Source organism: Labedaea rhizosphaerae (assembly GCF_004362825.1).
GTDB classification, from domain to species: Bacteria; Actinomycetota; Actinomycetes; order Mycobacteriales; family Pseudonocardiaceae; genus Labedaea; species Labedaea rhizosphaerae.
The window spans coordinates 398,169-416,918 of the sequence record NZ_SNXZ01000005.1; the positions used below are offsets into that span (position 1 = coordinate 398,169).

General features: G+C 70.0%; 18 protein-coding genes. 10 read left to right on the forward strand and 8 right to left on the reverse strand.

All coding sequences use genetic code 11. The annotated features are described in order from the left end of the window. The first annotated feature begins 29 nt into the window (after positions 1-29). The 3 genes from EV186_RS28475 to EV186_RS28485 all read left to right on the forward strand — a co-directional run bounded on the left by EV186_RS28475 (position 30) and on the right by EV186_RS28485 (position 4,280). A complete protein-coding gene (locus EV186_RS28475) occupies positions 30-1,400 on the forward strand; it encodes a hypothetical protein (protein WP_133852523.1) in 1,371 nt (456 codons plus the stop codon). Between the two features lie 124 nt (positions 1,401-1,524). Continuing rightward, positions 1,525-2,637, forward strand: a complete 1,113-nt coding sequence (locus tag EV186_RS28480; RefSeq protein ID WP_133852524.1) for a chitinase — start codon at positions 1,525-1,527, stop codon at positions 2,635-2,637. Positions 2,638-2,732: 95 nt separating this feature from the next. Beyond that, complete coding sequence (locus EV186_RS28485; protein ID WP_133852525.1) at positions 2,733-4,280, forward strand: M4 family metallopeptidase; 1,548 nt, start codon at positions 2,733-2,735, stop codon at positions 4,278-4,280. A 200-nt stretch (positions 4,281-4,480) separates the two neighbouring features. Here the strand turns inward: EV186_RS28485 and EV186_RS28490 are convergent, their stop codons facing one another. Both EV186_RS28490 and EV186_RS28495 read right to left on the reverse strand, forming a co-directional pair. Further along, complete coding sequence (locus tag EV186_RS28490) at positions 4,481-5,143, reverse strand: response regulator (RefSeq protein WP_133852526.1); 663 nt, start codon at positions 5,141-5,143, stop codon at positions 4,481-4,483. Next, positions 5,140-6,255, reverse strand: coding sequence for a sensor histidine kinase (locus EV186_RS28495; protein ID WP_208115824.1), 1,116 nt, complete (start codon positions 6,253-6,255; stop codon positions 5,140-5,142). The genes EV186_RS28490 and EV186_RS28495 overlap by 4 nt, the downstream gene beginning before the upstream one ends. Before the next feature lie 133 nt (positions 6,256-6,388). On the opposite strand from EV186_RS28495, the gene EV186_RS28500 reads away from it, so the two are divergent. Together EV186_RS28500 and EV186_RS28505 are read left to right on the forward strand one after the other, a co-directional pair. Then, a complete protein-coding gene (locus EV186_RS28500) occupies positions 6,389-7,291 on the forward strand; it encodes an ATP-binding cassette domain-containing protein (protein ID WP_133852527.1) in 903 nt (300 codons plus the stop codon). Further along, complete coding sequence (locus tag EV186_RS28505) at positions 7,288-8,058, forward strand: ABC transporter permease (RefSeq protein WP_133852528.1); 771 nt, start codon at positions 7,288-7,290, stop codon at positions 8,056-8,058. The genes EV186_RS28500 and EV186_RS28505 overlap by 4 nt, the downstream gene beginning before the upstream one ends. Positions 8,059-8,067: 9 nt before the next feature. Here EV186_RS28505 and EV186_RS28510 read toward each other — a convergent pair whose 3' ends face one another. The 3 genes from EV186_RS28510 to EV186_RS28520 are packed head-to-tail and all read right to left on the reverse strand — an operon-like array spanning position 8,068 to position 10,377. Then, on the reverse strand, positions 8,068-8,919 hold the full coding sequence (locus tag EV186_RS28510; protein ID WP_133852529.1) for a GNAT family N-acetyltransferase: 852 nt from the start codon (positions 8,917-8,919) through the stop codon (positions 8,068-8,070). Positions 8,920-8,954: 35 nt separating this feature from the next. Further along, positions 8,955-9,869, reverse strand: coding sequence for a bifunctional helix-turn-helix transcriptional regulator/GNAT family N-acetyltransferase (locus tag EV186_RS28515; RefSeq protein WP_133852530.1), 915 nt, complete (start codon positions 9,867-9,869; stop codon positions 8,955-8,957). Between the two features lie 40 nt (positions 9,870-9,909). Beyond that, positions 9,910-10,377 carry a PPOX class F420-dependent oxidoreductase gene (locus EV186_RS28520; RefSeq protein ID WP_133852531.1) on the reverse strand — a complete coding sequence of 156 codons (468 nt, stop codon included), beginning with the start codon at positions 10,375-10,377 and terminating at the stop codon, positions 9,910-9,912. Between the two features lie 54 nt (positions 10,378-10,431). On the opposite strand from EV186_RS28520, the gene EV186_RS28525 reads away from it, so the two are divergent. After that, a complete protein-coding gene (locus EV186_RS28525) occupies positions 10,432-11,922 on the forward strand; it encodes an acyl-CoA synthetase (protein WP_133852630.1) in 1,491 nt (496 codons plus the stop codon). A 5-nt stretch (positions 11,923-11,927) separates the two neighbouring features. Here the strand turns inward: EV186_RS28525 and EV186_RS28530 are convergent, their stop codons facing one another. The 3 genes from EV186_RS28530 to EV186_RS28540 are packed head-to-tail and all read right to left on the reverse strand — an operon-like array spanning position 11,928 to position 14,225. Then, positions 11,928-12,593 (reverse strand): histidine phosphatase family protein, encoded by a 666-nt coding sequence (locus EV186_RS28530; RefSeq protein ID WP_166659343.1) that lies wholly within the window; start codon positions 12,591-12,593, stop codon positions 11,928-11,930. Further along, positions 12,590-13,462 carry an SCO6745 family protein gene (locus EV186_RS28535; RefSeq protein WP_133852533.1) on the reverse strand — a complete coding sequence of 291 codons (873 nt, stop codon included), beginning with the start codon at positions 13,460-13,462 and terminating at the stop codon, positions 12,590-12,592. The genes EV186_RS28530 and EV186_RS28535 overlap by 4 nt, the downstream gene beginning before the upstream one ends. Positions 13,463-13,487: 25 nt before the next feature. Further along, positions 13,488-14,225: a thioesterase II family protein gene (locus tag EV186_RS28540; RefSeq protein WP_133852534.1), complete on the reverse strand. Its 738-nt coding sequence runs from the start codon at positions 14,223-14,225 to the stop codon at positions 13,488-13,490. 490 nt (positions 14,226-14,715) lie between these two features. On the opposite strand from EV186_RS28540, the gene EV186_RS28545 reads away from it, so the two are divergent. The 4 genes from EV186_RS28545 (at position 14,716) to EV186_RS28560 (ending at position 18,749) form a co-directional block, all read left to right on the forward strand. Beyond that, positions 14,716-15,345, forward strand: a complete 630-nt coding sequence (locus tag EV186_RS28545) for a DUF6801 domain-containing protein (RefSeq protein WP_133852535.1) — start codon at positions 14,716-14,718, stop codon at positions 15,343-15,345. Positions 15,346-15,552: 207 nt separating this feature from the next. Continuing rightward, entirely contained in the window at positions 15,553-16,920 is a 1,368-nt protein-coding gene (locus EV186_RS28550) for a DUF6801 domain-containing protein (protein WP_133852536.1), read from the forward strand. 9 nt (positions 16,921-16,929) lie between these two features. Continuing rightward, the gene (locus EV186_RS28555; RefSeq protein ID WP_133852537.1) at positions 16,930-17,946 is read left to right on the forward strand and encodes an ABC transporter ATP-binding protein; all 1,017 of its coding nucleotides are present in this window, start codon (positions 16,930-16,932) and stop codon (positions 17,944-17,946) included. Further along, the gene (locus EV186_RS28560) at positions 17,943-18,749 is read left to right on the forward strand and encodes an MlaE family ABC transporter permease (protein ID WP_133852538.1); all 807 of its coding nucleotides are present in this window, start codon (positions 17,943-17,945) and stop codon (positions 18,747-18,749) included. Before EV186_RS28555 ends, EV186_RS28560 begins: the two co-directional genes overlap by 4 nt. The last annotated feature ends 1 nt before the right edge of the window (position 18,750 follow it).

Here is an 18,750-nt window from a genome sequence, read left to right on the forward strand (position 1 = left end):
AAGCCAGCGCCAGGGAGCGTGTCACAGTCATGAAAAAAATATTGGAAGGCCTCCTCGAAACGCCGGCCGCGAAAGAGGTCGTGAGCACCTTGGTGACCGCGGCAACTGCGACGCGCGAGGCCGCGGTGACAGTCGTCGCCACCGCGCAGGGCGCGGCCACGGCCGCTGGGGAGCAGGTGATGTACGCGGCCAGTACAGGGCATTCGGTCTACCGAGAAGTCACGAAACAGACCGGTGACCCGCACGCCCCGAGAGCACACCAGGTGGTCACGGCCCGGAAGCTGCGCAAGGAAGGGAAGACCGACCTTCCGGAGTACACGGACCTACCTGAGGATGTCCGCGTGCAAGTGGAGGCCGAGCCCGTCGCCACGGGACGCCGGAAAACCCTCCAGCAGGAATGGGAAACGGCTCAGGCCGACGGCGACGGCAACGCACCGAAGCAGCCGCTGATCGTCAAGCTTTCGATCGGCGGATCGGGTGACGCCTCGTGGCGGACACATTGTGACATCAACGGCGTAATGACGGACAAGGACTTGCAGGCGACCAAGAAGGAAGCGGGCAAGGCGAAAACGGTCTACTACACCGGACACCGGGAGCACGACTGGAACTTCGCCGGTCCCGGCGGCCCCGGCGCCAACAACTTCATCCCCGGCGGCATGTCCGACACCGGGTCGAACAGCATCGCGAACCTGGTGGAGAACGCTTCCACGGTGGTGGCGAACGCGATCCTCGATGCCCTGCAGAACGAAGAGCGGCCCATGACGATCCTCATCAAGGGCCACAGCCGGGGCGCCGTGGCGGCGGGCCGGATCGCCAACGCCCTCAAGGAAACCTTCCCCGCGGCGAAGGTCGAAGTGGCCCAGATCGATCCGGTTCCGGGACCGGGCCAGCCCGAACCGAACCAGACGATCGACGTCGGCACGATCGACGAGTCCACGGTCGTGTACGGCGTCTACTCCGGACACGGGGTCTCGTTCACCCCCCAGCAGGTGTTCAGCGCCAAGCGAATCATCATCTCGCAGCAAGCGCACGGCGTTGCCGTGCAAAGCGGGTTCACCTTCGGAGGGCGGATGTACAAAGGCAGCAGCCTCAACAGCCTTCCACCCGGGGTATACCGCGATCAGAACGACGACATCTCGGTAGCGGGCGAACTGGAAGCAGTCGGCTCGCCGCAAGATGTTCGTGAGACCTTCATGAAGGTCTACATGGCGAAGTTCCCGGCCGGGCCGAAGGACGACCCGGGCCAGGTCGGCCAGAACTGGGATGCGGAACGGCGGGACCGCATCGAGGCGTCCTTGGAGAAGTACGCTTCCGAGCTCGACCAGAAGGCTTGGGCTGGTGCGGTGGAACAGACCATGGTGAGCCTCTACCAAGGCAGCGACCCCAACGAAGTCGACTAGCGGCACCCGGGGCTTGGGTGTTCGGGGCCTGGGTGTTCGGGCAGGGTTGTGGGCTGGACCTTGACAGGCATCCGATTGGTCCAGTCCACTTGGCCGAGGAGCACGGCGTCCTCGGGAGGCGACCATGGCACCCACCCTCGTTCTGCGCGCGCTGGCGGCGGCCCTGGCCGGGGCGGTGATCACACCGGCAGTGATGGCACCGGCGGCCGCGGCTCAGCCGGCCATCCAGGCCGGCCACCAGCTCGTCGGCTACCTGCACGCCAGCTTCGGCAACGGCGCCGGGTACGTGCCCATCGCCGACGTGCCGCAGGCCTGGACGGTCATCGACCTCGCCTTCGCCGACTCCACCGGCGACGGCACCGTGGTCTTCACCCGGTGCCAGCCGGCCGAATGCGCGGGCGTCGAGTCCGATGCGGACTTCCAGGCCGGCATCCGGGCCCAGCAGGCCAAGGGCAAGAAGGTCGTCATCTCCATCGGCGGCGCGAACGGTGAGGTGCAGCTCACCAACGCCGCGCAGGCGACCAACTTCGTCACCAGCGTCAGCGCCATCATCGACCGCTGGGGCCTCGACGGCGTCGACATCGACTTCGAGAACCAGTCGCTCAAGCTCGACGCGGGCGACAGCGACTTCGCCCACCCCACGACGCCGGTCGTGGTCAACCTGATCTCCGCGCTACAGCAGCTGAAAGACCGCTACGGCGCCGGTTTCATGCTCACCATGGCCCCGGAGACGTTCTTCGTCCAGCTCGGCTACCAGTTCTACGGGCCAGGTCCGCAGGGTGCGCAAGACCCGCGCGCAGGCGCCTACCTCCCCGTCATCTATGCGATGCGCGACTCCCTCACGTTGCTGACCGTCCAGAACTACAACTCCGGGCCGATCATGGGGCTGGACAACCAGTACCACCAGATGGGCACCGCCGAGTTCCCCATCGCGATGACCGACATGCTGCTCGCCGGTTTCCCGGTCGCGGGCAACACAGCGCACGTGTTCCCGGCGCTGCGCCCGGACCAGGTGGCGATCGGCCTGCCCGCCGGCCAGAACGCCGGCAACGGCTGGCTCGGGCCCGATCGGGTCACCCAAGCCCTCGACTGCCTGACGAAGGGCGCGAACTGCGGCAGCTACGCGACCCACGGCACGCACGCGGACCTGGCCGGGCTGATGACCTGGTCGGTCAACTGGGACCGCTTCGGCAGCTGGCAGTTCCAGAATACGTTCACCGGCTACTTCGGACAGTGAACAGATTGCTCCGTTCGGCGTAATCGGATGGGCCATCGGTCGCTTTCAATGAATCTCGCTCGCTTTTCCCTGCACGCGAGAGAGGCCGATGCCAGATGAAGCTTCCGAGACTTGCCGCCGTGGTGGCGCTCGCCACCGGGCTGGCCGTGGTGGTGCCCGCCGTCAATCCGGCGGGCGCCGCACCGCTGGACAAGGTCCGGCACGCGCTGGACCTCGTCCGCGCCGGTTACGGCAGCGACCAGGCGTTGTCGGTGAAGGACGTCGTCACCGACGCCGACGGCACGACGCACGTCCGGGTCACCCGAACCTACAAGGGCCTGCCGGTGCTCGGCGGCGACTTCGTGGTCCACGAATCCGGCGCGGGCGCGCTGAAGAGCGTCAGCGCGACCGCCGCCAGGACCCTCACTTTGGACACCAGGGCAGCGGTGTCCAGCACGAGGGCCGAGTCCGCTGTGCGCGGCAAGCTCGCCGGCCCGGCCGCCCTCCTGGTCGACGCCACCTCCGGCACGCCGCGGCTGGTCTACGACGTGACCACCGGCGGCTACCAGGCCGACGGCACGCCGAGCGAGCTGCACACGTACGTGGACGCCACCAGCGGCAAGGTGCTCCGCACCGAGCAGCGCATCGAGACCGCCGACGGCGACGGCCAGTCGCTGTACTCGGGCACGGTCGCCTTGCGCACCACGGCATCCGGCGGCAGCTACCAGCTCAAGGACCCGACCCGCGGCAACACCTACACCGGCGACGCGCAGAACAAGACCGACGTCTGCATCCTGATCATCTGCATCGTCCGGGCGCCGGCGACCCTGTTCACCGACGCCGACAACCACTGGGGCAACGGCACCACCACCGACCGCGCCACGGCGGCCGTCGACGCGCAGTACGGCACCGACACGACGTGGGACTTCTACCTGAACACGTTCGGCCGTCAGGGAATCGGCGCCGATGGCAAGGGCTCGTACAACCGCGTGCACTACGGCTCGAACTACGTGAACGCGTTCTGGGACGACAACTGCTTCTGCATGACCTACGGCGACGGCGACGGCGTGCAGGCCGGCCCGCTGACGTCGCTGGACGTCACCGGCCACGAGATGTCGCACGGTGTCACCTCGCGGACGGCCGGCCTGACCTACTCCGGTGAGTCCGGCGGCCTGAACGAGGCGACGAGCGACATCATGGGCACGATGGTCGAGTTCTCCGCGGCCAACGCCAACGACCCGGGCGACTACCTGATCGGTGAGAAGGCGTTCAAGGACCGGCCCGCGTTGCGGTACATGGACAAGCCGTCCAAGGACGGGGCGTCGGCGGACTGCTGGTCTTCGTCGGTGAAGAACCTGGACGTGCACTACTCGTCCGGCGTGGCGAACCACTTCTTCTACCTGGCAAGCGAAGGCAGTGGCGCGAAGACGATCAACGGCGTGGCCTACGACAGCCCGGCGTGCGACGGCTCGACGGTCACCGGCATCGGCCGCGACAAGGCGGCGAAGATCTGGTACCGCGCGCTGACGGTCTACATGACGTCGTCGACGAACTACGCCGGCGCCCGCACGGCGACCTTGTCGGCGGCCACCGATCTGTACGGCGCCGCCAGCCCCGAGTACGCATCGGTCGCGGCGGCGTGGTCGGCGGTGAACGTGCACTGACGAGCGGTCCGGTGGCGGTTCCACCAACGAACCGCCACCGGCCTGGTTCCCTTGCACGCCAACAACTCTGTTCATTTCCCTGCTCCCCCGGTTCGACTTCCCTCCTGCGGCAAGCCTATGCGGGAAACCAGGGGACACGATGGCGCCGACCCGATCTGTGGACAACCGCTCGCCTGTGGACAACTCGCCCGCCGAGCAGGCTAGCGGCGAGTCGTCACCAGGCCGCTTTCGTACGCGGCGATCACCAGCTGGGCGCGGTCCCGCGCCGCGAGTTTCATCAGCAACCGCCCGATGTGGGTCTTCACCGTCGGCAGGCTGACGGTCAGGTGGGCGGCGATCTCCGTGTTGGACAGGCCACGGGCGATCAGGGTCAGCACTTCACGTTCCCGTTCGGTCACCCCGGACAGGTCCACCGAGCGCGCCGACGGCTCGGGTCCGCGGGCGAACTCGGCGATCAGCTTGCGGGTCACCGACGGCGACAGCAACGCCTCCCCCGCCGCCACCAACTCGATGGCGGACAACAACTGCGCGGGCGGCGTGTCCTTCAGCAGGAACCCGCTCGCGCCGGCCCGCAGCGCGCCGTACACGTAGGCGTCCAGGTCGAACGTGGTCAGGATCAACACCTTCGTCGACGCGGTGCGCGGGTCGGCGACGATCCGCCGGGTCGCCTCGATGCCGTCCACGCCGGGCATGCGGATGTCCATCAGGACCACGTCCGGGCGGTGCGCCTGGACCGCCGACACCGCCTGCGCGCCGTCAGCCGCCTCGCCGACCACCACCAGGCCGGGAGCCGACTCGATCAGCACGCGGAAGCTCCCGCGCAGCAACGCCTGGTCGTCGGCGACCAGCACGGAGATCGTCACGCGTCCTCCCGGTACGGCAACGCGGCGCGCACGGCGAAGCCACCGCCGGGCCGGGGGCCGGCTTCGAAGGTGCCGTCGTACAGCGCGACCCGTTCCCGCATGCCGATCAGGCCGTGACCGGTGCCCGGGCCCGGCCGCGGCAGGGTCCGGGTGCCGGGTCCGTCGTCGAGGACCTCGACGAGGACGTGCTTGGCATCCGCGTCGACCCGCACGGTGCAGTGCGCGGGGGCCGCGTGGCGGACCACGTTGGTCAGCGATTCCTGCACGATCCGGTGCACGGCGAGCATGATGCCCTCCGGCAACGCTTGCGTGCCGGACTCGGTCAGGTCCACCCGCACCCCGGCCAGCCGCGCCTGTTCGGCCAGCGCGGCGAGACCACCGACCGATGGCGCCAGCGACGCATCATCCACAGAGGACCGCAGGACGCCGAGCATCGTGCGCAGTTCGGTCAGCGCCTGCCTGCTCGTCTGCTCGATCACGGCGAGCGCCGCACGTGCTTCGTCCGGGTGGGTCTCGGCGACGTGGTTGGCCACGGCCGCCTTCACCGAGATGACGCTCATGCTGTGCGCCACGATGTCGTGCAGCTCGCGGGCGATGCGCAGCCGTTCGTCGGCCAGGGCCTGCTGTGCCTGGCGGTCGCGTTCGCGGGCGAGCCCGGCGCGCTGCTTGCGCAACGCCACCCCGGCCGTCCACACCGCACCCTGCACCAGCCACACCACGACCACCAGCCCGATGGCGTCGGTGAGGGACGACTCGACCAGCGGCAAGGTCACCAGCGGCACCGCGAGGCTCAGGGCCAGCGCCGGTACCGCCCGGTTGGCCGGCGTGGCCAGCGCGACCAGGTACAACGCGAACGCCAAGGCGCTGTAGGGCTCCAGCATCAGGTGGACCGCGGTGGCGACCGCGGAGGCGACCAGGACCACCGTCCACACCGGCAGCGGCCACCGCCTGCGCACCGCGATCGGCGGCCCGATGGCCAGGGCCAGCAGGACGCCGAACCACTTCGGGCCGCCGTAGTCGTGGTCGAACACCATGATCGTGTGCATCACCGTGATCACGCCGGCGGCGGCCGCGTCGACCAGCCACAGGTGCACCGTGCCACGTTCCGCCACGTCGACGACGGTAGCCGGTCACGGCGGCGACCGCGTCCGACCGGCGACGTCATACCGGGGTCTGACGCGGCGGGCTCAGGGTCCGGACCGTGCTCCGATGTTCCGGCGGCCCTGGAGCGGGACCGTATCCGGCATGATCGAAGTACAGGAACTGACCAAGCGGTACGGCGACAAGCTCGCCGTCGACGGGTTGTCGTTCACCGTGACCCCGGGGCACGTCACCGGGTTCCTCGGCGCGAACGGATCGGGCAAGTCGACCACGATGCGTGTGGTCCTGGGCCTGGACGCTCCCACCGCGGGCGGCGCGCTCGTGAACGGCCGCCGGTACGCGCGTTCGCCGCAGCCCATGCACGAGGTCGGCGCGCTGCTCGACGCCAACGCCGTGCACGGCGGGCGCACCGCGTGGCACCACCTGCGCTGCCTGGCCCTGAGCAACGGCATCGGCAAGGCGCGGGTGACCGAGGTGCTGGAGCAGGTCGGGCTGGCCGGGGTGGCGGGCAAGCGGGTCAAGGGGTTCTCGCTGGGCATGAAGCAGCGGCTGGGCATCGCGGCGGCACTGCTCGGCGATCCCGGCGTGCTGCTGTTCGACGAGCCGGTCAACGGGCTCGACACCGAGGGCATCCGGTGGATCCGCGGGCTGATGCGCTCGCTGGCCGCGCAGGGCCGGACGGTGCTGGTGTCCAGCCACCTGATGAGCGAGATGGCGCTGACCGCCGACCGGGTCGTGGTGATCGGTCGCGGCCGGTTGATCGTCGAGACGCCGATGACCGACCTGATGGCGCGCTTCCGGCGCGACGTCGTGGTGCGCAGCGCCGACGACGTGCGGCTGGCGGCGGCCCTGCGGGCCGATGGCGCCCGGGTCGCGGTCGAGGACGGCGGCCTGGCGGTCGGCGACATGGCGGCCGTGGCGATCGGTGAACTGGCGCTGCGCCAAGGGATCGCGGTGCACGAGCTGACCCCGCGCACGGCGTCGCTCGAGGACGCCTACCTGGAACTGACCGAGGACAGCGTGGAGTACCGGGCGGTGGCGTCGTGAAGGTGATCGCATCGGAGTTGGCGAAGCTGCGGACGGTCCGGTCGAGCTGGGCGGTGCTGGGTGCGATCGCCGCGGCGATCGCACTCGGTACGGTGATCATCGTCGCCATGACCGCCGACTACGACAGCTCGCCGGCGGTCGAGCAGGCGAGGTTCGGCAACGCGGACATGGCCCAGGTGATGCTGCCGGTGATCCAGCTCGCCGTGGCGGCGCTCGCGGTGCTGGCGGTGACCACCGAGTACGGCACCGGGGTGATCCGGACGACCCTGGTCAGCGTGCCGCGCCGCGGTGTGCTCTTCGGCGCGAAGCTGGCCGTGGTCGGGACGACCACCCTGGTGCTGGGCGAACTGGCGGCCGCGTTGATGTACGTCTGCAGCTGGCTCCCCGCGCACGGGCGGGCGGCGAACTTCGCGCCGTGGGCGTCGTTCGCCGACGGCATCCCGGAGGTGCTGGCCAACGGGCTCTCGATCGGCGTGGTCGGCGTGCTGGCGCTCGGGATCGGCACGGCCGTCCGGTCGACCGCCGGTGCGCTGGTGACCATGACGATGCTGCTGTTCGTGCTGCCGATCGTGGCGTTGCTGCTGCCGGGGGCGATCGGGCCGTGGCTCTTCGCGGTGGCGCCGATGAACCTGGGCCCGGAACTGGCCGGGATCGTCGGTGATGGCAGCAGCGCGATGTCGCCGGGGCTCGCGGCGGCAGCGATGGCGTTCTACGTGGTGGCGTCGATCGCCGCGGGGTGGGTCGTGCTGTCCAAACGGGACGCGTGAGCCCGGCGCTCAGGCCCGGACGCGGTCGAGGATCTCGGGGAGTTCCACGAACCCCGCCGCCTTGTAGGTGGCCACGGCGGCGGCGTTGGACCGCGGGGTGCAGACGATCGCGGTGGCTGCGCCCAGGTCGCGCAAGGCGGCGGCCGCGGCGACGCTGATCGCGGTGCCGTATCCGTGACCGCGGTGGTCCTGGTGCACGCCCATGGGTTCGAGCAGGCCCGGCTTGTCCGGACCGGCCGACCACACGGTCACCGTCGCGACCGCGTTGCCCTGCTCGTCGTAGGCCACGAGGCATCGGGCGTCGGCGTAGGCGACGCCCGATGCCATCGCGTGCCACGCCTCTTCGGTGAAGGTCGAGCCGGAGAACGACGCGCGCTGCACGGCGACCCGGTCGGGCACCTGGGCGGGACCGACCACCTCGACGCGGATGCCCGGATCCTTCACCGGTTCAGTCAGCTCGCGGCGCAGGGGGACCCACGGCTCGTCGACCTTCCAGCCCGCCGCGGCCAGCACGTCCTGGAGCACGGCCTCTTCCGGTGCGCTGACGGCGACCTTGGCCCCGACCAGCACGTCGGCCGCGCCGTCGGCCACTTCGCGGGCCAGGTCCTCGTCGCCCAAGGCGTCGGGGGCGATGGTCAGGCGCAGCAGGTCAGGTTCGTCCAGCAGGCCGACGGCCAGAATGCGGCCGGCACGGCGCCAGACCCGCAAAGCCGCGGCCGCCGCTGGCACTCCGAACCGGCAGAACCAGCCCACGTCGCCGGGATGCAGTTGCGCCGGTGCCCCGTCGTGCTGCCACTCACGCATCACGTGCACGACTTCGCTGAGCTGGTCGACCCCGGGCGTCTCGATCACACCGGTCATCACACACCAAGCACCGGGCCGCGGCACGCGGTTTTCTAGAGGGGACGGCGCCAGACCTGTTCGACCAGGTCCTTGCCGAAGCTGTGGTGCGGTGCCTCGTGTTCGAGCTCGAACCCGGCACGCTGGTAGATCCGCCGGGCGTCGGCGAGGACGTCGTTGGTCCACAACATGATCTCGCGGTAGCCGGCGTCCTTGGCGAAGCGCAGGCACTGCTCGACGAGCCGGCCGCCGATGCCCATGCCGCGTGCGGCCGGTTCGACCAGCAGCAGGCGCAGCTGCGCGGTGTGTTCGTCCTTGCGGGTGCAGAAGACGCAGCCGACCGGCTCGCCGTCGACCTCGGCGATCCAGCCCGCTTGGTGCGCCGGGTCCGGCTCGGCGGCGTAGTCGGCGAGGATGCGCGCCACCAGCGCCTCGAACGTCTGGTCCCAGCCGTATTCCTGGGCGTAGCGGGCGCCGTGCCGGGCGATCACCCAGCCCAGGTCCCCGGCCACGAGCGGGCGCAGCACGTAGGACTCGGGCCGGGGCGTGCGCTCCAGGACCTGGCGGATGGTGGTCATCGCGCCGGTCAGCCTGCGGACCTCCGCCTCCGGCAGGTCGGCGAGCAGGCCGGCGATCTGGTCGACCGTGTTGTCGTCGAGCTGCGCGAACGCCTTGCGACCACGGGTGGTCAACGCGATCACGCGTTTGCGCGCGTCCGTTGTGGACGGTTGCTTGTGGACGAGACCGGACTCCTCGAACCGGGCCAGGATGCGGCTGAGGTAACCCGAGTCGACCTCGAGCAGGCGGCGCAGTTCGGCCACTTCCGTGGGCTCACCGTGCGCGAGTTCGTAGAGAACCCGTGCTTCGGTCACCGAGAACGGCGAGTCCACGAGTCCTTCGTCCAGCACGCCGATCAGGTTGGTGTAGAAGCGGTTGAACGCCCGCACGTCAGCGATGGCTTGGTCGGTCACTGACTCAGGCTAGCAATTCGCTGACTCAGTCAGCAAGTATTCAGCGCGGCGCGAGCCGGGGCGGGAACCCGCCGGTGGCGACCGGGCCCCAGCGCTCGATCGTGATCCGGATCAGCGACTTGTCCTGTTTGCGCATGGCCGCGCGGTACTCGTCCCAGTCGGGGTGCTCGCCGGAGATGCAGCGGAAGTACTCGACGAGCGGTTCCAGCGCGTCGGGCATGTCGAGCACCTCGGCGGTCCCGTCGACCTGGACGTACGGGCCGTTCCACTCGTCGGAGAGCACGCACGCCGACACCCGCGGGTTGCGGCGGGCGTTGTTCGCCTTGGCCCGGTCCGGGTAGGTCGCTACGACCAGCCGGCCCTCGGCGTCGAGGCCACAGGTCACCGGGGACATCTGCGGGGTGCCGTCCGCTCTGGTGGTCACGAGGACCAGCCGGTGGCGTGGGCGCAGGAACTCCTCCAGCCGGTCCCGGTCGACCCGGTCGGCTGTCGCGATCGAAGGTGCCATGGCGCCAACCCTAGGCGCAGAATGGGGCCCCGGCAGCCGACAGCGAGGTGGATGATGATCAACCCACGTTCGAGCACAGTGGACGACGTGGTGCGCCGCAGCGCCCTGCGCACGCCCGACCGCACGGCGTTGATCTTCGGTGACCGGTCGTGGACCTACCGCGAGCTGGACGACGCCGTGACCCGCACCGCCGCCCTGCTGCTCGACCTCGGCCATGGCAAGGGCGCGCGGATCGCCGCCTACGGGCGCAACTCCGACGCCTACGTGCTGGGCTTCCTCGGCTGCGCGCGGGCCGGGCTGGTGCACGTGCCGATCAACTACAACCTGACCGGCGAGGAGCTGGACTACCTGGTCGAGCAGTCCGGCAGCTCCGCGATCCTCGCCGACGAGGGGCTCACCGACCGGCTCGCGCACCGCGACGAGCCGGTGATCACCCTCGAATCGCTCGTCGCGTCGGTGAGCTCCGGTCCGGTGCCGGAGCTGGGAGTGTCCGTTGTGGACACCGACCTGGTCCAGCTGCTGTACACCTCGGGGACCACCTCACGGCCGAAGGGCGCGATGATGTCGCACCGCGCCTTCGTCCACGAGTACGTGTCGTGCGTGGTGGCCATGGACCTGCGCGAGGACGACGACCCCCTGCACGTGATGCCGCTCTACCACTCGGCGGGCATGCACGTCTTCATGCTGCCGTACCTGATGGTGAGCGCGACCGGGCGGATCATGGTGGCGCCGGAGGTGCCCGAGATCCTGCGCCGGATCGAGGCGGACAAGATCGGCTCGATGTTCCTGGCGCCGACGGTGTGGGTACCGTTGTCGAACCACCCGGACTTCGCCACGCGCGACCTGTCGTCGTTGCGCAAGGCGTATTACGGGGCGTCGATCATGCCGGGCCCGGTGCTGGGGCGGCTGCGGGAAGCGTTGCCGGAGCTGGGTTTCTACAACCTATTCGGGCAGTCCGAGATCGGCCCGCTGGCCACCGCGCTCGGTCCCGACGAGCATGCCGACCGGCCGGATTCGTGCGGGCGCGCGGTGTTGTTCGTGGAGCTGCGCGTGGTGGACTCGGCGGGCAACGACGTGCCGCCGGGTGAGCTCGGCGAGGTGGTCTACCGGTCGCCCCAGCTGTGCGACGGGTACTGGGACAAGCCCGAGGAGACCGAGGAAGCCTTCCGCGACGGGTGGTTCCACTCCGGCGACCTGGTGAAGGTCGACGAGCAGGGCTACCTGACCGTCGTGGACCGGATCAAGGACGTGATCAACACCGGCGGCGTGCTGGTGGCCTCGCGCGAGGTCGAGGACGCCCTCTACACGCACCCGGCGGTGGCGGAGGCGGCGGTGATCGGGCTGCCGGACGACCGCTGGATCGAGGCGGTCACCGCGGTCGTGGTGGCCAAGTCCGAGGTGACGCCGCAGGAGCTGATCGCGCACGTGAAGGGCAAGCTGGCCGGGTTCAAGGTGCCCAAGGGCGTGCACCTGGTGGACGAGCTGCCGCGCAACGCCTCGGGGAAACTGCTCAAGCGGGTGCTGCGCGACGAGCTCAGCCCGTGAGCTGATCAGTCCAGGTGGGCCGTGTCGTTGAAGCGGCGCAGGACCCAGCCCCACGGCGCGTTCACCAGTTCCGACACCGAGCCGTTGTCCACCACGGAGAACGCGAACGGACGCGAACCCGTCGTCCACGCCAGGGCCGCGCCGATCACGCCGCCGTGGGAGAACACGGCCACGCGTTCACCGGCGTGCCGGTCGGCGATGCGCGACACCACGCCCTGGACCCGCGCCGCGAACCGCTCCCCCGGCTCGGCGCCGGGAATGACGTCCCAGCGCTGTTCGGCATACATCTTGATGGCGATCGGGTGCCGTTCGCTTACGTGCCGGCGAAATCCCCCGCCCTCCCACTCGCCGAGGAACACCTCGCGCAAATCGGGTTCCACGATGGGCGTGAGGCCACAGGCTTTCGCCAGCGGCGCCGCGGTCTGCGCGGTGCGCCGCAGCGTGCTGACGTAGATCGCGTCGAAATGCTCCCCGCCGAATCGCGCGGCGAGTTGCTCGGCCTGCTCCTCGCCCTCGGGGGCGAGGTTCGGGTCGTCCTGGCCGTCGACGTCCGGGATCGGCACGCCCGGGCGCACCGGAGCCGACGCGCCGTGGCGGAACAGCAACAAGGTCGCCGACCCGGGCGGAGCCTGGAACCGGACCTGCGGGTACTCCTCGACCTCGGCGCTCACTTGGCCTTCCCCGCCGCGAAGAGGCCGTCGGGGAACGCCCCGGCGGCGGTGATCTGCCTGCTGAACGCCCGGCCGAGCTCGTACAGGCGGGCCGCGGACTCGGCGCCGAGCGCGAGCCATGGTCCGGTCGCGGCGGCGTTGGTGGCGTCCTCCACCCGGGCCCGCAGCGCCTCGCCGCGCTCGGTCAGCTCGTTGTCCTCGGTCAGGATCTCCTGCTCACGCAGCCGGTCCAGCGCCGCGTTCCACTCCTCGTCGCTCCAGCCACGCAGCTTCTGCGCCGCCTCGGGCAGGAAGCCGCGGCCGGTCGCGGTGTGGGTGAGCAGCGCGTCCAGCCCGTTCAGGCCGGCCCCGACCAGGGCCGCGATGTGCCCGTCGCCGCGGTGCTCACGCAGCAGCGTGATCGCGTGCCACAGCACGAGGTGCGGCTCGTCCGGCCACGGCAGTTCGGCGTGCCCCGCGTAGAGCGGGCGGCCTTCGGGCGTGCACGCCTCGCTGGCCGTGCGGGCCAGCGTCGCCGCCTCCTTCATCTCGGGTGAGTCGACCGCCTCGCTCAGGAGCCTGCGGGTCGCGGCGTCCGCGGCGGCGAGCCGGGCCGCCAGGATGTCCTCGATGGACGCCAGCGTCCACGCCCGCGGGATGTGCCGGGCGACCAGCGCCGGGCTGAAGTTGTAGAAGGTCGCGGTGACCACGTTCGGCCCGACCCGGCCCATCGGCGCCGACCGGCTCGCGAAGTACCCCATGCGGCCGGGGCGCAGCCCGGCCTCGGTGAGCGCCTGCTCGGTCTCCGGTGCGAAGTACGTCAGCGAGTGCAGTGGGTCGAGCACCCGGTGGCAGCGCCGGGCGACATCGCGGATCTCGGCCTCGTCCATGCCGGAACCATACCCACGCCGCCCGTCAGCTCAGCTCCAGCAACCGCTTGGCCAACGGCTCCAGCAACCGCGCGCGATGGCCCTCGCGCAGGAAGAAGTGACCGCCCGGCACCTCGTGCAGGGTGAACCCCGCGCTGGTGTGCCGCTCCCACGCGACGACGTCCTCGATCTCGACCAGGTCGTCGCTGGTGCCGTGGAACGCGATGATCGGTACCGGCAGCGGCGGCTCGTCGGTGAACACGTACTCGTCCAGCCTGCGGAAATCCGCGCGGATCATCGGCGCGAACAAGGTCATCAGCTCGCGGTGCTCGAGCAGTTCGGCCGGCGTGCCGCCCGCCTCGGTCAGCGCGGTGAACATCTCGTCGTCCGGCAAGGCCGACACCCCGGACAGCGCGCCGGTCAGCGGGAGGTGCGGCGCCCGCGAGCCGCCGACGGCCAGCAGCACCGGCAGCGGCGCGCCGGTGCGACGAAGCTCACGCACCACCTCGAACGCGACCCGCCCGCCCATGGAGTGGCCGTAGATCCCGAAGGGACGATCCGCGCGGCGGACGATCGCCTCGGCGAGGTCGGCGATGGCGAAGTCGGGGTCCTCGGCCAGGCGGCGTTCGCGGCCGGGCAACTGCACCGGCAGGAGCTCGATCGAGGCGGGCAGCTCCGGCGACCACTGGCGGAACGCCGCGGCCGCACCGCCGGCGAAGGGAAGGCAGAACAGCTGCGCGACGGCGGTCTCCGCAGCGGCACCACGGGTGGCGAACCAAGTCACGGCGCCACCCTACTTATCCACCGATTAGGGGCGCGCCGCGGCCCATTTGCGGGCCACCGGGATCGGCGTCCGGCCGCGACGCGCCCGGGAAATGAAGGACATTTCCCGCCGAAATGCGGTGGATGCGGTTTCCGCGTCGGCAATTCCAGGGTCGGTCGGCAACCAAGGTCCTTCAATACTCCGATCGGCTGATTCGCGGGCTTGGGACGGGCGTGCCAAGCGCTACTCGCGGGTTTGTCATGCGCGTGACAAACCTGTCCGCGCGGTTCAGCCGTTCGGCGCATTTTTCCGCCGTACCCTGGGCAGATCCAGCAGCCGTCACTAACGTACTCGCCAGTAGCTCCCCGCTGGGGACTACCAGGTGGATGCGGATCGCCAGCCATGGCGATGAATACGGAAACAGGCGTGGTTCACTCCTGCGCTCGTGTCGGAAGAATATGAAGAACGTAATTAGTGTGATCACCACACCGAGGCAGTTTGGAGATTCCGCATGAAGCGACGTATGTCGTCGTCAACCCTCGCGCGCATCGCCGGGGTCGGTATCGCCGGGGCCGTGGCCGCCGCGACCGCCTTGCTGGGCGCGGGGGTCGCGAGCGCGACAGCGATCGACAAGACCATCGCCTACGACTGCGACATCCCGATCTTCGGCACGAAGACGCTGAACATCGAGGTCCAGGTGGACATCCCGGACGCCGGCACGGTGAACTCGCCGATCCAGGCCTCCGACTTCACCGCCATCACGCCGATCCCGAGCGACGTCTACGACGTGTTCACGCCGTTCGGCGCCACGCAGGCCGACGGCACCGCGGAAACCGCCGCGGACGTGCACCTGACCGGCAACAACCCGCCGGACCAGAGCCTGCCGATCAACGCGACCATCCCGTTGACGCCGGTCCCGAACCCGTCGGGCCCGGACATGCTGTTGCCGGCCAGTGGTTCCGTGCCGGCGGTCACGCCGAACGCCACCGGCACCGCGACGGTGTCGCTGAGCTCGACCATCACCGCCCACGTGACGCCGCGTGACTCGGCGGGCAACCCGACCATCCTCGGCACTTTGGACGTGCCGTGCACCGCCGTGTCGGGCGCCGACCGGACCCTGCACAACGTGACCATCACCTGATTTCCCGATCCCCCGGCCGGGGTGCGGCGCACCCCGCACCCCGGCCGGACCCTTTCGACGGCCCCCAAATCGACGGGCCTGAATCGACGGCCCCGAATCGATGGCTAGGAGCACACGCGATGCGCGGATCGAGGACCGGCGGGCGCTCGGGCGGCGCGGCCGTGCTCGTCGCCGTCACCGGCTCGACCACGACCTTGGCTGTGCTCGATGTCGGCTAGCTCAGTGCGGGCCACGCGCGTCGCGGCCGCGGGGGTGGTGGCGCTCGGGTTGTGCGCCACCACGTTGAGCGCGACACCGGCCGCCGCCACGGCGCGGACGGTCAGCCTCACCGCGTCCTGCGCGTTCCCGTCGATGGACCCGGTGGTGGTCACCACCACGATCAGCACCGAGTTGCCCGACACCGCGACCACGACCGAACCCGTTGCCTTGCAGGGGTTCTCCGTCAGCGTGACGGTGCCGGAGGCCACAGTGGCGGCGCTGCGCACCGGCGGCACGACCGCGATCGGCGCCGGGTTCACGGTGGCGCTCAGCGGGACCTGGCAGCAGCAGCCGCACGACATCGCGGTGCCCGCCATGACCTCGCCCGACAACCCGCTGCCCGAGTCCGGCGACCTGCCCATCACCGCCACCGCCGACGTCCCGGCGGTGCCCGTCGACGGACCCGGCGACGCCACCTTCGCGGTGCCGCAGGTGGTCAGCACGCTGACCCTCCACAACGGAGAGACCACGACGGACGTGCCGTGCACCGAGGATCCCGGCCAGGACGGCACCCTCGGCACGGTCACGATTACTGGCGCGCCGGGCGACACCACCACGCCACCCACGACCAGCGGCAGCCCGACCACCACCACTGGCGCCCCGAGCACCTCGTCGGGCGCCCCGGGGTCCTCGGCACCGTCCGCTTCGCACGACCCGGCCGCGGCGGCCCCGACGACCCCCAACCCGCCGCCGGACCAGGTCGGCGGCTTCGACGACATCTGCGATATCAAGGATCCGGTGCTGCGGCCGGCGGGCAAGGCCTGGTACAAGATCGACGGCGCCATCACGGTGCTGAAGCTGAAGTCGAACCTGCCCGTCCCGAAGGGCGACCTGATCGGCGATGCCTTCCTGCACCTGACCGGTCCGGGTGGCTACTTCGCCTGTGTCGACGGGGCCGCGACGATGCCGCCGGCGCCGGGCTACTTCCTGATGTTCAACTTCGCCCCCGTCACCGCCGTCGCGCACGTCATGCCCGGCGGGCACAGCCGCACGAAGATCAGCAACGGCTACCTGATCTCGCGCACCGAAGCGGTGATCACGCTGACCGACGTCACCGTGAACGGCGTGCCGCTGGACGTCGGCCCGAACTGCCACACCACGGAGAACGCGGTGATCCGCCTGGCCGGGAAGTACCAGGCCCCGGTCAGCAGCGGCACGGTGCCGGGCATCGTCGACCTGCCGCCGTTCACCGGGTGCGCCCACGGCTCCGACGTGGTGGACCCGATCTTCAACGGTCTCGTGGCGGGCGACGGCAACCCGATGATCGCCAACATCACCTACGTCTGCCTTTACCTGACGTGCCAAGGAAAGCTCTGAGGAGGGTCGATGGGCGCCGAGGTGGTCGTCGAAGGACTGACCAAGTCCTTCGGGAAGCAGACGATCTGGCGGGACGTCACGATGACGTTGCCCGCGGGTGAGGTGTCGGCGTTGCTCGGTCCGTCGGGCACGGGCAAGTCCGTCTTCCTCAAGTCGATGATCGGATTGCTCAAGCCCGAGCGCGGCCGTTGCCTGATCAACGGCGTCGACATCGTGACCTGTTCGGAGCGCCAGCTCTACGAAACGCGCAAGCTGTTCGGGGTGCTGTTCCAGGACGGCGCGTTGTTCGGCTCCATGAACCTGTTCGACAACGTGGCCTTCCCGCTGCGCGAGCACACCCGCAAGTCCGAGTCCGAGATCAAGCGGATCGTGCTGGAGAAGCTCGACATCACCGGGCTCGCGGGGGCCGAGAAGAAGCTGCCGGGCGAGATTTCCGGCGGTATGCGCAAGCGTGCCGGGCTGGCCCGCGCGCTGGTGCTGGACCCGGAGATCATCCTGGTCGACGAGCCCGACTCGGGCCTGGACCCGGTGCGCACCACCTACATCTCGCAGGTCTTCCTCGACGTCAACGCCCAGATCGACGCGACGTTCCTGATCGTCACGCACAACATCAACCTCGCCCGGACCGTGCCGGACAACATCGGCATGTTGTACCGCAAGGAACTGGTGATGTTCGGCCCACGCGAAGTCCTGCTCACCAGCGAGGAGCCGGCCGTCAAGCAGTTCCTGCGCGGCAGCATGGACGGCCCGATCGGGATGAGCGAGGAGAAGGACTCCGCGACCGCCGCCGCCGAGCAGGCGCTGTTCGAGGCGGGTCACCACGCCGGCGGCGTCGAGGACATCAGCGGGGTGCCCGAGCAGATGCAGGCGACCCCGGGAATGCCGGAGCGCCAAGGGGTCCGCCGCCGCAAGGACCGGGTGATGAGCATCCTGCACACGCTGCCGCCCGCCGCGCAGCGGCACATCATCGACTCGCTCTCCCCAGCCGAGCAGCACCACTACAACGTGCGCCAGGTGTGGCGATGACCGCCCAGCAACAGCGTGAGCACTACCGCAAGCCGTCGCCCCCGGTGGCGGCGCTGAGCCAGGCGGGCCGGCTGTTCAGCCTCGCCTGGGAGGTGCTGCGGACGCTGGTCACCCGGCGGCTGCAGTTCCGCGAGTTCGTCGAACAGTTCTGGTTCATCGCAAGCGTTTCCATCCTGCCCAGCGCCCTGGTCGCGATCCCGTTCGGCGCGGTGATCGCGTTGCAGCTCGGCTCGCTCACCGTGCAGATCGGCGCGCAGTCGTTCACCGGCGCGGCCAGCGTGCTCGCCTTGATCCAGCAGGCCAGCCCGATCGTGACCGCGCTGGTGATCGCGGGCGCGGGTGGCTCGGCGATCTGCGCGGATCTGGGCGCACGCACCATCCGCGAGGAGATCGACGCGATGGAGGTGCTCGGCGTCTCGCCGGTGCACCGCCTGGTCGCGCCGCGGGTGCTGGCCGCGATGCTCGTGGCGATCCTGCTCAACGGCGTGGTCAGCGTCGTCGGCGTGATGGGCGGCTACTTCTTCAACGTCGTCATGCAGGGCGGCACCCCGGGTGCGTACCTGGCCAGCTTCTCCGCTCTCGCGCAGCTGCCCGACCTGTGGATCAGCGAGATCAAGGCGCTGATCTTCGGCTTCATCGCCGGCGTGGTCGCCGCGTACCGGGGTCTGAACCCCGGCAAGGGCCCGAAGGGCGTCGGCGACGCGGTCAACCAGTCCGTGGTGATCACGTTCCTGCTGCTGTTCTTCGTGAACTTCCTGCTCACCGCGCTGTACCTGCAGCTCGTCCCCGCGAAAGGAACGTGAG

What these genes read in the sequence shown, in the direction of transcription:
- EV186_RS28475 (WP_133852523.1), top strand. Translation starts at nt 30, where the DNA reads ATGAAAAAAATATTGGAAGGCCTCCTCGAAACGCCGGCCGCGAAAGAG.
- EV186_RS28480 (WP_133852524.1), top strand. Translation starts at nt 1,525, where the DNA reads ATGGCACCCACCCTCGTTCTGCGCGCGCTGGCGGCGGCCCTGGCCGGG.
- EV186_RS28485 (WP_133852525.1), top strand. Translation starts at nt 2,733, where the DNA reads ATGAAGCTTCCGAGACTTGCCGCCGTGGTGGCGCTCGCCACCGGGCTG.
- EV186_RS28500 (WP_133852527.1), top strand. Translation starts at nt 6,389, where the DNA reads ATGATCGAAGTACAGGAACTGACCAAGCGGTACGGCGACAAGCTCGCC.
- EV186_RS28510 (WP_133852529.1), bottom strand. Translation starts at nt 8,919, where the DNA reads ATGACCGGTGTGATCGAGACGCCCGGGGTCGACCAGCTCAGCGAAGTC.
- EV186_RS28520 (WP_133852531.1), bottom strand. Translation starts at nt 10,377, where the DNA reads ATGGCACCTTCGATCGCGACAGCCGACCGGGTCGACCGGGACCGGCTG.
- EV186_RS28525 (WP_133852630.1), top strand. Translation starts at nt 10,432, where the DNA reads ATGATCAACCCACGTTCGAGCACAGTGGACGACGTGGTGCGCCGCAGC.
- EV186_RS28535 (WP_133852533.1), bottom strand. Translation starts at nt 13,462, where the DNA reads ATGGACGAGGCCGAGATCCGCGATGTCGCCCGGCGCTGCCACCGGGTG.
- EV186_RS28545 (WP_133852535.1), top strand. Translation starts at nt 14,716, where the DNA reads ATGAAGCGACGTATGTCGTCGTCAACCCTCGCGCGCATCGCCGGGGTC.
- EV186_RS28550 (WP_133852536.1), top strand. Translation starts at nt 15,553, where the DNA reads ATGTCGGCTAGCTCAGTGCGGGCCACGCGCGTCGCGGCCGCGGGGGTG.
- EV186_RS28555 (WP_133852537.1), top strand. Translation starts at nt 16,930, where the DNA reads ATGGGCGCCGAGGTGGTCGTCGAAGGACTGACCAAGTCCTTCGGGAAG.
- EV186_RS28560 (WP_133852538.1), top strand. Translation starts at nt 17,943, where the DNA reads ATGACCGCCCAGCAACAGCGTGAGCACTACCGCAAGCCGTCGCCCCCG.